At 62.0% G+C, this 13,837-nt stretch carries 12 protein-coding genes; 8 read left to right on the top strand and 4 right to left on the bottom strand.

Annotated elements, in window-relative coordinates:
- The first annotated feature begins 58 nt into the window (after positions 1 to 58).
- The 3 genes from HMPREF1024_RS22545 (at position 59) to lldD (ending at position 2,521) form a co-directional block, all read left to right on the top strand.
- Positions 59 to 454: a DoxX family protein gene (locus tag HMPREF1024_RS22545; protein WP_004143228.1), complete on the top strand. Its 396-nt coding sequence runs from the start codon at positions 59 to 61 to the stop codon at positions 452 to 454.
- Positions 451 to 1,083, top strand: a complete 633-nt coding sequence (locus HMPREF1024_RS22550; protein WP_009307616.1) for a TetR/AcrR family transcriptional regulator — start codon at positions 451 to 453, stop codon at positions 1,081 to 1,083. The genes HMPREF1024_RS22545 and HMPREF1024_RS22550 overlap by 4 nt, the downstream gene beginning before the upstream one ends.
- A 253-nt stretch (positions 1,084 to 1,336) precedes the next feature.
- A complete protein-coding gene (gene lldD, locus HMPREF1024_RS22555; RefSeq protein ID WP_004180360.1) occupies positions 1,337 to 2,521 on the top strand; it encodes an FMN-dependent L-lactate dehydrogenase LldD in 1,185 nt (394 codons plus the stop codon).
- Positions 2,522 to 2,576: 55 nt separating this feature from the next.
- Here the strand turns inward: lldD and HMPREF1024_RS22560 are convergent, their stop codons facing one another.
- The 4 genes from HMPREF1024_RS22560 to HMPREF1024_RS22575 all read right to left on the bottom strand — a co-directional run bounded on the left by HMPREF1024_RS22560 (position 2,577) and on the right by HMPREF1024_RS22575 (position 8,555).
- The gene (locus HMPREF1024_RS22560) at positions 2,577 to 5,669 is read right to left on the bottom strand and encodes an efflux RND transporter permease subunit (protein ID WP_009307615.1); all 3,093 of its coding nucleotides are present in this window, start codon (positions 5,667 to 5,669) and stop codon (positions 2,577 to 2,579) included.
- The gene (locus HMPREF1024_RS22565) at positions 5,666 to 6,775 is read right to left on the bottom strand and encodes an efflux RND transporter periplasmic adaptor subunit (protein ID WP_009307614.1); all 1,110 of its coding nucleotides are present in this window, start codon (positions 6,773 to 6,775) and stop codon (positions 5,666 to 5,668) included. The genes HMPREF1024_RS22560 and HMPREF1024_RS22565 overlap by 4 nt, the downstream gene beginning before the upstream one ends.
- A 74-nt stretch (positions 6,776 to 6,849) precedes the next feature.
- Positions 6,850 to 7,464, bottom strand: a complete 615-nt coding sequence (locus tag HMPREF1024_RS22570) for a TetR/AcrR family transcriptional regulator (protein ID WP_002908963.1) — start codon at positions 7,462 to 7,464, stop codon at positions 6,850 to 6,852.
- Between the two features lie 95 nt (positions 7,465 to 7,559).
- Complete coding sequence (locus tag HMPREF1024_RS22575) at positions 7,560 to 8,555, bottom strand: NAD-dependent epimerase/dehydratase family protein (RefSeq protein ID WP_009307613.1); 996 nt, start codon at positions 8,553 to 8,555, stop codon at positions 7,560 to 7,562.
- Positions 8,556 to 8,651: 96 nt separating this feature from the next.
- Here HMPREF1024_RS22575 and HMPREF1024_RS22580 point away from each other — a divergent pair, with 96 nt between their 5' ends.
- The 5 genes from HMPREF1024_RS22580 to HMPREF1024_RS22600 all read left to right on the top strand — a co-directional run bounded on the left by HMPREF1024_RS22580 (position 8,652) and on the right by HMPREF1024_RS22600 (position 13,762).
- Complete coding sequence (locus HMPREF1024_RS22580; RefSeq protein WP_004180365.1) at positions 8,652 to 9,563, top strand: LysR family transcriptional regulator; 912 nt, start codon at positions 8,652 to 8,654, stop codon at positions 9,561 to 9,563.
- A gap of 158 nt (positions 9,564 to 9,721) precedes the next feature.
- On the top strand, positions 9,722 to 10,720 hold the full coding sequence (locus tag HMPREF1024_RS22585; RefSeq protein ID WP_004175650.1) for an ABC transporter substrate-binding protein: 999 nt from the start codon (positions 9,722 to 9,724) through the stop codon (positions 10,718 to 10,720).
- Positions 10,720 to 11,757 carry an iron ABC transporter permease gene (locus tag HMPREF1024_RS22590; RefSeq protein ID WP_001545318.1) on the top strand — a complete coding sequence of 346 codons (1,038 nt, stop codon included), beginning with the start codon at positions 10,720 to 10,722 and terminating at the stop codon, positions 11,755 to 11,757. Before HMPREF1024_RS22585 ends, HMPREF1024_RS22590 begins: the two co-directional genes overlap by 1 nt.
- The gene (locus HMPREF1024_RS22595; RefSeq protein WP_004212506.1) at positions 11,757 to 12,518 is read left to right on the top strand and encodes an ABC transporter ATP-binding protein; all 762 of its coding nucleotides are present in this window, start codon (positions 11,757 to 11,759) and stop codon (positions 12,516 to 12,518) included. Before HMPREF1024_RS22590 ends, HMPREF1024_RS22595 begins: the two co-directional genes overlap by 1 nt.
- 56 nt (positions 12,519 to 12,574) lie before the next feature.
- Entirely contained in the window at positions 12,575 to 13,762 is a 1,188-nt protein-coding gene (locus tag HMPREF1024_RS22600) for an MFS transporter (protein ID WP_004225487.1), read from the top strand.
- The last annotated feature ends 75 nt before the right edge of the window (positions 13,763 to 13,837 follow it).

Raw genomic sequence — 13,837 nt, 5'->3', positions numbered from 1 at the left:
GTCTTGAAATTATTTTTTAGACTCATTGGTCTGTTAATTATCAATTGCGTAAAATCTTATGCCTAATTCGACCTTATTTTTCATCACCCTTTGTCTCTCTCGCGTCCTGGTGACCTTCTTCTTCTGGATGGCAGGCATCTACGGCGTCTTTCATTTCGCGGAGATCGTTCAAGAGATGGTGACCGTCGGCCTGCCGTGGCCGGTCTTGTTCGCGGCGGGCACGATTTTTTGCCAGCTGGCGGGTTCGGCGCTGATCGTTTTTAATCCTGCCGGCTACGGCTGGATTGGATCGGGGATGCTGATTGTGTTTACATTACTCACTATTCCGCTGGGACACGCCTTCTGGGCCTTCAGTGAACCCCGGCGCACTGAGGAATTCCATATTGCGCTTGAACACATTACCGTGGTCGGAGGATTAATTATGAGCGCGCTGTTTGCAGGCTATCGGCGATGAGCGAAACCCCTCGTCAGAAAGGTCGGCCAAAAGATCCATTGAAAACGCAGGCGATACTTCAGGCCGCCCGTAAGCTGTTTCTGGAACAGGGCCTGGAGGTGACAACGGCCGAAATCGCCCGCGTAGCCGGGGTGGCGAAAGCCACCCTGTATGCCAATTTCAGCGATAAAGAACATCTGATAGAGGCGGTCTTACGCCAGGAATCGGATCTCACCATCAGTGACCATGATTTCGCCCAGCGCCATCATCTGCCGCTGATCGAGGTGCTGACGGCGTTTGGCTATCGCTTTGTCCGCTTTATCAACCAGCGGGAACTGACCGGCTGGGACCGACTGATCGCCTCGGCTGCCGTGCGTCACCCCGATCTCCCCGGCCGCTTTTATGCCGCCGGGCCGGGGCGCGCGCAGCAGATGCTGGAAGCGATCATCGCCGAGGCGATCGAAGCCGGTACTTTACGAGCCTGCGATCCGCAGGAGGCTGCCGACGAACTGGCCGGTTTATGGCTGGGAATGACCAGCCTGGCGATAAAACTTGGCGCAAGACATCCGCTGTCCGACGACGAAATCAAACAGCGGGTTGAGCGCGCCCTGGACGTCTTTCTGCGCGCGTATTCCCTGGCGCCGGGCTGATCCCTCCTTCCCCTTTTCAGTGCTGTGGCCTGGCGCAAGGCTGATTTATTGTGCCCAATCCGCGCCCGGCGCAAAAAATATGTCCTTGCCGATTAGCATTAAAAGAAAATAACAACCACAGAGTGCAACGCAGATTATTCCATGAGGGAATAGTGGGAATGCTAATATTTCATTTCCTCGCCGGTTTTTAGAGGCCTATAGTTTTTTTACCTGCAGAACATCCACTAAGGTTAAAAAACATAAGGACATAATAATGATTGTTTCAGCCCCCAGCGATTATCGCGAAGCCGCTCGTCGTCGTCTGCCCCGCTTCCTTTTCGATTATATTGACGGTGGCGCGGTGGCGGAAAACACCATGAACGCCAACGCCGCCGAGCTTGCCTCGGTAGCTCTTCGCCAGCGCGTACTGTGCGGGGCCGGCGAACCGACGCTGGCGACCACGATCCTTGATGCCCCATGGGCGATGCCCGTGGCGCTGGGGCCCGTCGGCGCCACCGGGATGTACGCCCGCCGCGGCGAAGTCCAGGCGGCCCGCGCCGCCTCCCGCGCCGGGATCCCGTACACCTTATCCACCGTGTCGGTCTGCTCGATTGAAGAGGTGGCGAGCCACGCCAGCGGCGCGCTCTGGTCCCAGCTGTACGTACTGAAAGATCGCGGCTATATGCGTAACGCGCTGGAGCGCGCCTGGGCCGCTGGCATGAAAACCCTGGTATTTACCGTCGATATGCCAATCCCCGGCTCGCGGTATCGCGATAACCGCTCAGGGATGTCCGGGCCGCACGCCACCCTGCGACAATATCTCCAGGCTTGCACCCATCCGCGCTGGGCGATGAACGTCGGGCTGGCGGGCAGACCCCTGTCGTTTGGTAATATCGAAGCCTACACCGGCCACAAAATGACCATGGACGACTATATGGGGTTCATCAGCAACAACTTCGACCCGTCCATCGCCTGGCACGATCTGGAGTGGATCCGCGACAGCTGGCAAGGAAAATTAATCATCAAAGGGATCCTCGATGCCGACGATGCGCGCAATGCCGTGCGGCTGGGCGCCGATGGTATTGTGGTGTCAAATCATGGAGGCAGACAGCTCGATGGCGCCATCCCCACCGCCCGGGCGCTGCCCAGGGTGGTGGATGCGGTCGGCGACGATCTGACAGTGCTTGCCGATTCCGGGGTGCGCTCCGGCGTGGACGTTATACGTCTGCTGGCCCTCGGCGCGAAAGGCGTGCTGCTCGGTCGGGCCTATATTTATGCCCTGGCCGCGGCGGGCGAAGCGGGCGTGGCGCATCTGCTGCGCTTATTTGCCGAGGATATGAAGGTTACCATGACCCTCACCGGCGCGACCTCGCCATCGGCCATCAGCCTCGATTGCCTTGATCGCCTCGAACAGGATCAACACCGCATTCATGCGGTGCCGGTATCCTTACCCGCCTGACGCTGCCCGGGACCTGGCCTGGCCATGTGCCTCGCCCAGGTCCGGCAAAGTGGAATTACCTCTGAAGGTGCAACTCTGTCTGTTGTAGCGTGTTCTCCGGACGGATGCGGAACCAGATCGCGTACATGGCCGGCAGGAAGATAAGGGTCATGATGGTTCCCCCCAGCGTCCCGCCAATCAGCGTATAGGCGAGCGTTCCCCAGAAGACCGAATGAGTGAGCGGAATGAACGCCAGGATCGCCGCCAGCGCGGTCAGCAGAACCGGGCGGGCGCGCTGCACCGTCGCCTCCACCACCGCGTGGAACGGATCGAGCCCCGCCTGTTGGTTATGATGGATTTGGCCAATCAGGATCAGCGTATTGCGCATCAGGATCCCCGACAGGGCGATCAGGCCCACCAGGGCATTGATGCCAAACGGCTGATTGAACAGCAGCAGCGTCGGGACCACGCCAATCAGCCCCAGCGGCGCGGTCAGGAAAACCATGACCATCGCCGACAGCGAACGCACCTGCAGGATAATGATCAGCAGCGTGAGGGCGATCATTATCGGAAATAACGGCACCATCGCCCGGGTGGCCTTGCCGGATTCCTCAATCGACCCCGCCGTCTCGATGCGATAGCCAGGCGGCAGCGAGTCGATAATGGGCTGCAGCGGCTTCATCAGCGCGGTGGAGACATCCGGCGGCTGCAGGTTCTCCGCAACATCTCCGCGGACGGTGATGGTCGGCGTGCGGTCGCGACGGCGAAGCAGCGGGTCCTCCATCCTGATCGACACGTCGCCAATCTGTGACAAGGGAACCCGCTGCCCGCCGCTGCCCACCAGGGTGAAGTCGGCGATTTTCGCCGGATCCAGACGGATGTCGCCCGCCGCGCGGCCGATCACCTGCACGGCGCGAATATCTTCCCGGACGGTGGTGATCGGGATCCCTGACAGCAGGAACTGCAGCTGCTGGGCGACGGACTGGGAGCTGAGTCCGCTCGCCTGCAGCCGGTCCTGATTGAGGCTGAAATGCATCACCGGTACCCGCGAACCCCAGTCGGTATTGACGGTGCGCATCAGCGGACTGGCCTGCAGCACCGATTTAACCCGATCGGCGATGTCGAGCAGAGCGTGCGGATCCGGCCCCATCACCCGCCAGGCGACCGGATAAGGCGAATAAGGGCCAAACACCAGCTGAGTGACGCGCACCCGCGCCTCCGGCGCCAGGCCATTGGCCACCGCCTCCCGCAGCCGCCGCTTGAGCGCCTCGCGGGCACCCTGCCCGTCGGTCAACACCACCAGTTTGGCGAAGGAGGGATCGGGCAATTCCGGAGCCATCGCCAGGTAAAAGCGCGGCGCGCCCTGGCCGATATAGCTGGTGACAATCTTCGCCTCCGGCTGCCGCTGCAGCCAGTGCTCAATTTTCGCCGCCGCGGCGCTGGTCTGGCTAATCGACGACCCGTAAGGCAGCTGCACTTCAACCAGCACTTCCGGACGATCGGAGGTGGGGAAAAACTGCTTTTTCACCACGCTCATGCCCAGGATCGCCACGATAAACAGCGCCACCACCCCGGCGGCCACGCGCCATTTGTGAACAATAACCCGGGTCAGCAGCCGACGGAAGCGCTGATAGCGCGGGGTGTCATACAGCGCGGCGTGGCCGGCCGCCGCGGGTTTTCTGTCCGGCAACAGGTGCACCCCCAGCCAGGGGGTAAAAATCACCGCCACAATCCAGGAGGCAATCAGCGCGATACCGACGATCCAGAACACATTGCTGGCGTACTCCCCGGCGGTGGACTGCGCAAATCCATTGGGCATAAAACCCAAGGCCGTCACCAGGGTACCGGCCAGCATGGGCGCCGCGGTATGGCTCCAGGCATAGGCCGAGGCTTTGAGGCGGTCATACCCCTCTTCCATTTTGACCACCATCATTTCGATGGCAATGATGGCATCATCCACCAGCAGCCCCAGGGCGAGGATCAGCGAGCCGAGAGTGATGCGGTCGAAGTTTTTGCCGGTCGCCGCCATCACCACAAACACCACGGCGAGGGTTAAAGGCACCGCCGCCGCGACCACCACGCCCACGCGCCACCCCATGCTGACAAAGCACACCGCCATCACCACCAGCAGGGCGACAAAGAATTTGATCATGAACTCATCGACCGCGGCGCTGATATTCACCGACTGATCGGTCACCTTGGTCAACGACATGCCGAGCGGCAGGTTCTGATTGATGCTGGCCGTTTCGGCATCCAGCGCTTTTCCCAGCGCCAGACCATTCCAGCCCTCGCGCATCACCACGCCCAGCAGCAGCGCCGGTTCGCCCTGATGGCGGATCAGGAAGGTGGCGGGATCTTCATATCCCCGCTCAACCGTGGCGACATCGGCCAGTTTCAGCGTTCTGCCCCCGGCAATAATCGGCGTGTCGCGGATCTGCTGCAGGCGGTCGAACGCCCCGTCGAGGCGGATAAAGATCTGCCCGCCCCGGGTCTCGATAGCCCCGGCGGCGGTCAGCACATTCTGGCTGTTCAGCGCGGCAAAAATCGCCTCCGGCGAGAGACCCAGAGTGGCGAGACGGTCATGAGAAAACGAGAGATAAATGCGCTCCGCCTGTTCGCCGAGGATATTCACTTTTTTCACCCCGGATACATGCAGCAGCTGCTGGCGCAGGGCTTCAGCGTCACGCACCAGCTGCCGCGGCGGCTCTCCCCGCGCCTTCAGAGCAAAGAGGGCAAAGGTGACATCGGCGAATTCGTCATTCATCATCGGGCCGGAGACGCCGGCAGGCAGGTTTTTCGCCTCATCCCCGAGCTTTTTGCGCGCCTGATAAAACTGCTCCGGCACCTCGGAAGGCGGGGTCTGATCCTGCAGCGACAGGGTGATCAACGCCATGCCAGGCCGGGTATAGGTCTCCGTGCGATCGTACCACTTTAGCTCCTGGAGCCGTTTTTCCAGCGGCTCGGCGACCTGATCCTGCATCTCCTGCGCGGTGGCGCCGGGCCAGACGGTAATGACCGTCATTTGCTTGACCGTAAAGGGCGGATCTTCCGCTCGCCCGAGTCCGAAGAACGCCACCAGCCCGGCGACGGAGATAAGGATAATCAAAAACAGGGTCACCGACCGCTCGCGGACGGCCAGCGCGGAGAGATTAAAACGCCCGGCGCTCATGGCTGGCTCCCGGCGGCATTATGCTCGCGTCGTTCCGCCAGACGCACCGCCTCGCCCTGGTGCAGAAGATGGGCGCCCAGGGCGACGATCGGCTCGCCGGGCTTCAGCGGGCCGGTCACCCGCGCGGTTTCATCATCCAGGCCGAGCACAGTTACCGGTTGCCAGGAGACGGTGGTCGGACGAGAGGCAATGCGCCAGACGCCAGGGCCGTTACCCGGATCGTAGACCGACGCCAGGGGCACCGCCATCACCTGGCCTGGCGCCTGGTCGTTGCCGATGCGCAGGGTCACGGTAGACCCCAGCGGGGCATTCGCCAGCGCGCCGTTCAGTACATAGCGCGCTTCAAAGGTGCGGGTGGTGGCGTCAGCCGCGTCCGAAAGCAGGCGCAGGGTCGCCGTGACCGGCTGAGATTCGCTGCCATAGCGTGTCGCCAGCGCCTCGCTGCCGACCGCCGGGCGCAGCGTCTCCGGCAGTTGCACCCGCGCTTCGCGCTGCCCCGCCCGCGCCAGGCGGATCACCACCTGCCCGGCGCTGACCACCTGTCCCGGCTCAGCGAGGGTTTCCACCACCACGCCGTCAGCATCCGCCAGCAGTCCGGCATAGCCGGTGGCGTTTTGCGCCACATTGGCCTGCGCCTGGGCCGCGCTGAGGTCGGCTCTCGCCGCCTCTGCTGCCGCGTTAATCTGGTCGAATTCCGCGGCAGAGATGGCGCCGCTCGCCACCAGGCCGCGATAGCGGGCCAGATCGTTGGCCGCCTTTTTGGCTCGCGCCCGCGCGGCATCTACGGCCCGCTGTTGGGACTGCGCCTGCAAGGCTAGATCAGCCGGATCCAGGCGCAGCAGCAGCTGACCGCGCTTGACGCTCTGCCCGGTTTCCACCCGCCGTTCAAGCACTTTTCCCGCCACCCTGAAGCCGAGGTCGCTTTGGGTTCGGGCCACTACCACGCCGGTAAAGGCCCGCGAGCTGGCCTCCGCGCGCTCGACGGTCGCCACCCGGACCAGCGGCGGCCGGATGCGGGGGTCGTCATGATCGGCAGGTTCGCCGCAGCCCGCGAGGGCCAGCGGCAGGAGGCAGACGGCAAGATGGACGGCATTGAGCCTGAGCATGGGTCACCTTAATGAAAAGACCGGATGGTGACCGCATTCTCAGACTAGTGACTAATAAAGTCAATAGTCACTAATCAGGGGGAGAGACTTCTCAGGATCAGGGAGGCAAGCAGCACCGCCGCGGTGGGCGCGGTGTCGAGATTGTATTGCAACTGCACCGGATTGATGAAAGGACACATCACCATATACACCGCCAGGGTCGCTTCATCCAGCGGGGTTTTGCGCTCGAACTCACCCGCCTGGCGGCCTTCGACAAGGATTTGACCAATCAGCTGCTGCAGATGACCGGCATACTGTTCCGTTGAAGGCCATTTATCGCGCGCCGCGACGGCGGCGATGTCGTACAGTTTGCGATCCTCGAAAAACAGTTCACTGCCGGCCTCGGTCAGCGCCCGGAACAGGCGGCGCAGTTTCTCGCTGGCGGACGGCGCATCGGCGATGGCCTCGCTAACGGCCACCATGATCTTCTCCAGCCGGCTGGCGCAAATCGCCTCGCCAATCGCCTGCTTGGAGTCAAAGAATTTATAGATATAGGCTTTGGAAAAGCCTATCGCTTTGGCGAGATCGGTGACCGTCGTTTTCTCATAGCCATAGCGACTAAAGTGCGCCATGGCCGCGTCAAGAATCTGGTCCCGAACGCTGTGGTCATGGGGACCACGGCTTGCAGGGGTGGGGGTATTTTTCGTCATCCGTTTAGCTTAATGCGATCGCTATCGTTTGACAACGAGTGACGTTATTATGATTTAGTCACAATAACGCCCCGCTCTGTGATCCTCTTGCCGCGTTACGCCTCACCCGCCTCTTGGTTTATCGCGCCGGCGGGCAGACAACCCAGGCCTTGCAGCGTCTGATAAACCGCGCTGTCGAGCGGGGTATGCGGTTCCGCGCCTAAAAAATCAACCAGTTTATCGTTGCGCAGGCGTACCGGCAGACGCCAGAGATAGTGCATCTCGACCATTTCGCGCAGGGTGGCGTTGAAGGGCGCCGCCAGCTTTACCAGCCACCAGGGAAAAGACTTCACTGCCGCTCGGCCGCCATAGCGGGCGACCACCCGCTGGATCGCCTGACTCATTTCGCTGCCGTCCGGGTCCCAGTGGCCCTGCATATGAAAGCGGGCGAACGGCTCAAGCTCGCGCCTGCGGGCGAGCAGCGCGGCGATGGTGGCGGCGACGTCGGGCAGCCAGGCCCACTGATGCCCCACGCCGATCGCCCCCGGGTAGCTAATGACTCGGGGAAGCTGACCAGGCTTGACCAGCCCCTGCGAAAACCAGTTATTTCCGGCGCGTGGACCAAAAAAATCGCCCGCCCGAACAATCAACGCCCGGCCGCCGCGCTGCACGTAATCCTTCAGCGCCAGCTCCATCGCCACCCGGATGGCGCCTTTGCGGGTCACCGGCTGTTGTGCGGCCTCTTCAGCAATCAGCGGAAAGGCATCCGGTCCATAGTTGTAGACCGTGCCGGGCAGGACTACAAGCGCCCGCTGCCGTTCGGCAGCCTGCAGGGTGTTGCGCAGCATGGGCAGTACCTGTTGCCGCCAGTGCCGGTAGCCCGGCGGATTCACCGCATGGACGATGACGTCGCAACCGGCAGCCGCCGCCGCGACCTGGCCGCCATCCAGCGCGTCGCCGGCTATCCACTGTATGCCATCTTCGGGATCACGCATCCGGGCGCCGCGCTTCAGCGCCCGAACCTGCCAGTTGTCTGCCACCAGCCGGCGCGCCACTTCCCCGCCGATGCCCCCGCTTGCTCCCAGAATAAGTACCTTGCCGCTGCTGTTCATCCTCTTTCCCCGTTCGCTAATGGATGCTTGACAGCCTACCTGCGGCTCATATCAAATGAAATTGCATACCATCGTCGAGCGGCTATACATATTTGTATGAATACCTCTATTCCCTGGGAGTGGTACCGAACCTTTCTCGCCGTCCTGCAGGAAGGCTCTTTATCGGGCGCATCGCGTACCCTGAACATCACTCAGCCGACGGCGGGGCGCCATATTGCCGGGCTGGAAAACGCCCTCGGCCAGGCCTTATTTACCCGCTCGCAAACCGGCCTGCTGGCGACCGACGCGGCGCTGGCGCTGCGGGTGCACGCCGAGGCGATGGACAACACCGCCCGGGCGCTGGAACGCACGGCGGCTAACTTCAGTCGCGACAGAGCCGAGCTGCGTGGCGTGGTGCGGGTGGCCGCCAGCGAGGTGGTCGGCGCCGAGGTGCTGCCGCCGCTGGTTGCCCGGCTCAGGCAGGCGTGCCCGAATATCGTCATCGAACTGATGCTCTCCAATCGGTTTCAGGATCTGCTTCACCGGGAGGCGGATATTGCGGTGCGGATGGTCGCCCCGCAGCAGGAGCAGCTTATCGCCCGCCGTCTCGGCAGGATCGAGCTTGGGTTACATGCCACCGCCGCCTACCTGACGCGGCAGGGCCTGCCCGCGACCCTCGACGATCTGGCCAGCCACGCGCTAATTGGTTTCGATAGCGCCACCCCTCTCGTGCGCCGGGCGCTGCAGGCTTACCCCCGTTTTCAGCGCGAGGCGTTCGCGATGCGGACCGATAGCGACCTCGCCCAGTTGAGCCTGATCCGCGCCGGAGCGGGGATCGGCATCTGCCAGGCGCCTCTTGCGGATGGCATTATTCCCCTGCAGCGAGTGCTGGCGGCCGACTTTTCTCTGTATCTTGATACCTGGCTGGTAATGCATGAGGATCTGCGCCACAGCCCTGCCTGTAAGCGGGTATTTGATTTTCTCGCCCAGGGGTTGCAGGCGTATATTCGTGGCCCACTGGCGAGCTGACCCACCCCATCGCGCGGTCATTTCATTGCCTGCGGAAATAGTCACTCATTGACACTGTAAATATGGCATTGTATAAAACCCCGCCCCAATAATGAGTTTCATTTGCATTACTCCCATTTGCTGGTCATCCACTCGCCTGTTTACAAGGATAGCGTTTAATGAAGAAGGTCCTTTGCGCGTTAGGCTTGATGTTCACCGCCGTCAGTTCCGCGCTGGCAACAACCTACCCCCTGACGATTGAAAACTGCGGCTATCAGGAGACCTTCACCCGGCCGCCGGAGCGCGTGGTCGCGCTGGGGCAAAATACGGTCGAAATTCTGCTGCTGCTCGGGCTGCAAAAGCAGGTGGTCGCCAGCGCCTTTTGGCCGACCAGCGTTTTACCGCAGCTGGCTGAGCAAAACGCGAAGATTAAAACCTTGACGGTGGAAATTCCGAGCCTGGAATCGGTGCTGGCGCAAAATCCCGATTTCGTTCCCGCCCAGTTGCCGCTGCTGCTGGGGCCGGAAAGCAAAGTCGCCAGGCGTGAAGATCTCGCTACCGTCGGCGTAAACAGCTACGTCTCACCGGGGATGTGCGCCACCAAAAAGGCCACCGGCGATATGTACGGCAGCCGGCAAAAGCTGTGGGATATGACCTGGCTGTATCAGGAAATTAGCGATTTTTCCCGCATTTTCAACGTCGAAGATCGTGGTCAGGCGCTGATTGCCGATTTCAAAAAACGTGAAGCCGACCTGCGCCAGGAGTTTGGTAAAAGCAAAAAGGATCTCTCCTTCGTCTTCTGGTTCTCCAGCGCCTCACCTTCGGCCGATGCCTATGTCGGCGGCAAAAACAGCGCCTCCGGATTTATCGCCAGCGTGCTGGGCGGACATAATGCGATTACCTCCGAAACCGAGTGGCCCACGGTGAGCTGGGAGAGCATTATTGCCGCCAACCCGGATGTGATCGTGGTCGCCAGCCTGGACCGTAACCGCTGGGCGCTGGATAAGGCCGAGGAGAAGATCAAATTCCTCAAAAGCGATCCCGCCGTCAGCCAGCTGGAGGCGGTGAAAAAAGGCCATATCGTGGTCATGGACGGTCAGGCGATGAATCCGACCATTCGCACGCTTTACGGCGCGGAACAGGTGGGCGAGCAGCTGAGAAAAATGGGGCTGAACTGATGAGCGTCGCCGCGATTGAGACGCGCCGCAGCATACTGCTCACCGGCTGGTGTGTACTGGCAGCGATCGTGCTGGCGCTGGTGATCGCTGTGGGCGTCAGCGTTGGCGAGCTGGCCATCCCGCTGCAGAATGTCTTTTACGCTATCAGCAACAGAACCGGCTTAACCGCTGAGCCGCTCAACCGTATCTATGAGAGCGTAATCTGGGATTTCCGCCTCAGCCGCGCGCTGGTCGCCGCCTGCTGCGGCGCAGGCCTCGCTATCTGCGGCGTCGTGCTGCAAAGCCTGCTGAAGAATGCCCTCGCGGAACCCTACGTCCTCGGCGTCTCCGCCGGGGCCTCCACCGGCGCGGTGTCGATCGTGGTGCTGGGCCTTGGCGCTGGCGCAATTTCCCTCTCGGCAGGCGCCTTTGCCGGGGCCTTCGCCGCCTTCGCCTTTGTCGCCTTGCTGACTAACGGCGCGCGCGGCGGCAATGAGCGTACGATTCTGGCGGGCGTTGCCGCCTCGCAGTTATTTAACGCCATCACGGCTTACACCATCAGCACCTCCGCCAGCGCGCAGCAGGCGCGCGATGTGATGTTCTGGCTGCTGGGCAGCTTCAGCGGCGTTCGCTGGCCCGAATTCCAGCTGGTCATTGTGGTGGTGCTCGCGGGTCTGGCGGTCTGCCTGTGGTATGCCCGGGCGCTGGATGCGTTCACCTTCGGCGATGATGCCGCCGCCTCGCTGGGGATTGCCGTGCCGCGCGTGCGCCTGATCCTCTTCACCACTGCGGCGCTGATCACCGCCACCATCGTCAGCATGGCCGGCTCAATCGGCTTTGTTGGCCTGGTGGTGCCGCACGTGATGCGTTTCTTCTTTGGCCCGCTGCACCGAACGTTGCTGATCGCCAGCGCGCTGGCAGGGGCGATATTGATGGTACTGGCGGACATTGCGTCGCGCCTGCTGATTGCCCCGCAAAGTCTGCCCGTTGGGGTAGTAACCGCCCTGGTTGGGGTGCCTTTCTTTGCCGTGATTATCTACCGCTCAAGGAATAAGTGATGAGTATTTGCGCTGAAAATATCACCTGGAAGGCAGGCAAAAAGGTCATCGTCAATAATGTCTCGCTGCGGGTGCCGCGAGGCGAAACGGTCGGACTGCTGGGGCCCAACGGCTGCGGCAAATCCTCGCTGCTGCGCGTTCTGGCGGGCCTGCGCCGCCCGGATGCAGGTCGCGTCACCCTCGACGGCCAGGATATCGCCCGGATGGCGAAAAAGCAGCTCGCCCGCCGCGTGGCTTTCGTCGAGCAACACGGCATGACCGAGGCCAATATGCGGGTGCGCGACGTCGTGCGCCTGGGACGCATTCCCCACCACTCTCCGTTCTCAAACTGGAGCGCTCAGGATGACGAGGCGATTGCCGCCGCGCTGCAGCGGGTAGCGATGCTGGAGAAAAGCGAACAGGGATGGTTAAGCCTCTCCGGCGGCGAGCGGCAGCGGGTGCATATCGCCCGCGCGCTGGCGCAGAGCCCGAGCGAAATCCTGCTGGATGAGCCGACCAACCATCTGGATATACACCATCAGATGCAGTTAATGCAGTTGATCAGCGAGCTGCCGGTAACCAGCATTGTGGCCATTCACGATCTTAACCATGCCGCGATGTTCTGCGATTCGCTGATCGTGATGCAGCAGGGGCAGATCCTCGCCAGCGGGACGCCGGAGGAGATTTTGTCCGAAGCGCTGCTGTGGGACGTTTTCCGGGTGAAAACCAAAATCGAGATCTCCCCTTACCACGGCAAAAAGCACATTCATTTCATCGTTTAGGTTGGGCGGATATGCCTCTTTTCTCCCTGCGCCCTGCGGCAACCCTCTGGCCTCCGGTGTTACTGGGAAGCCAGTTCGTTTTTAATATTGGCTTTTACGCGGTCGTTCCTTTCCTCGCCCTCTTCCTGCGCGACGACATGCTGCTCTCAGGCGGACTTATCGGCCTGATCCTCGGGCTGCGTACCTTCTCCCAACAGGGGATGTTTATCCTCGGCGGGACGCTGGCCGACCGCTATGGCGCTAAGGCAATCATTCTCGCCGGCTGCGTCGTTCGCGTCGCCGGTTTTCTCCTGCTGGCGTGCGGGGCGTCGCTGTGGCCCATTATCCTCGGCGCCTGCCTGACCGGCGTCGGCGGCGCCCTGTTCTCCCCGTCGATAGAGGCCCTGCTGGCGCGGGCCGGTACCCACAGCCAGGCCAACGGGAAACGCAGCCGCGCCGAGTGGTTTGCGCTGTTTGCGGTATGCGGTGAACTGGGAGCGGTGATCGGCCCGGTGGCCGGAGGCGTGCTGAGCGGGATCGGCTTTCGGCATATCGCCCTCGCCGGTGCGGGAATATTTCTTCTGGCGCTGGCGGTGCTCTTTTTCTGTCTGCCCGCCGACGGGCACACGACAACAACGCGCAGACGAGTCCCATGGTGGACGCCTTTGCGCCAGCCGCGCTTTGTCGCGTTTATTCTCGCCTACAGCTCATGGCTGTTGAGCTACAACCAACTGTACCTCGCCCTGCCGGTGGAGATCCAACGTTCCGGCGGCCGCGAGCAGGATCTGGCGCCGCTCTTTATGCTGGCCTCGCTGTTGATTATCACCCTCCAGCTCCCTCTCGCCCGCTTCGCCCGGCGAATGGGCGCCGTGCGCATCCTGCCGGTGGGCTTTCTGCTGCTGTCGGCTTCCTTTGCCAGCGTGGCGTTATTCGCCGCCGCCCCACCCGCCGAAGGTTGGCTGCGGTTAATGCCGGCGGCTGGTTTTGTCACGCTGCTCACCCTCGGCCAGATGCTGTTAGTGCCCGCAGCCAAGGATCTGATCCCGCTGTTCGCCGAGGAGTCGACGCTGGGCGCCCACTACGGAGCGCTCGCCACCGCAGGAGGGTGCGCGGTGTTAGCCGGGAATTTACTGCTCGGTCATTTGCTTGACCAGGCGCTCATTCCGTCGCCGCAGGCGGTTTATCCCTGGCTTCTGCTGGCGCTGTTTCCGCTGTGCAGCGCCGTCGCCCTGCGGGCGATCTGTCGCCCGCTGGCGGCAACATGACGCAGAGCGGGTAACAGCCCGCTCTGGAAGTGAACCGACGATAAAGTACACCGCCTGGGGAAGATAACGGGCGCG

Source organism: Klebsiella sp. 4_1_44FAA (assembly GCF_000238715.1).
GTDB classification, from domain to species: domain Bacteria; phylum Pseudomonadota; class Gammaproteobacteria; order Enterobacterales; family Enterobacteriaceae; genus Klebsiella; species Klebsiella pneumoniae.
The sequence above is the reverse complement of the archived record's forward strand: the minus strand, read 5'-3'. Positions and strand labels throughout refer to the sequence as shown.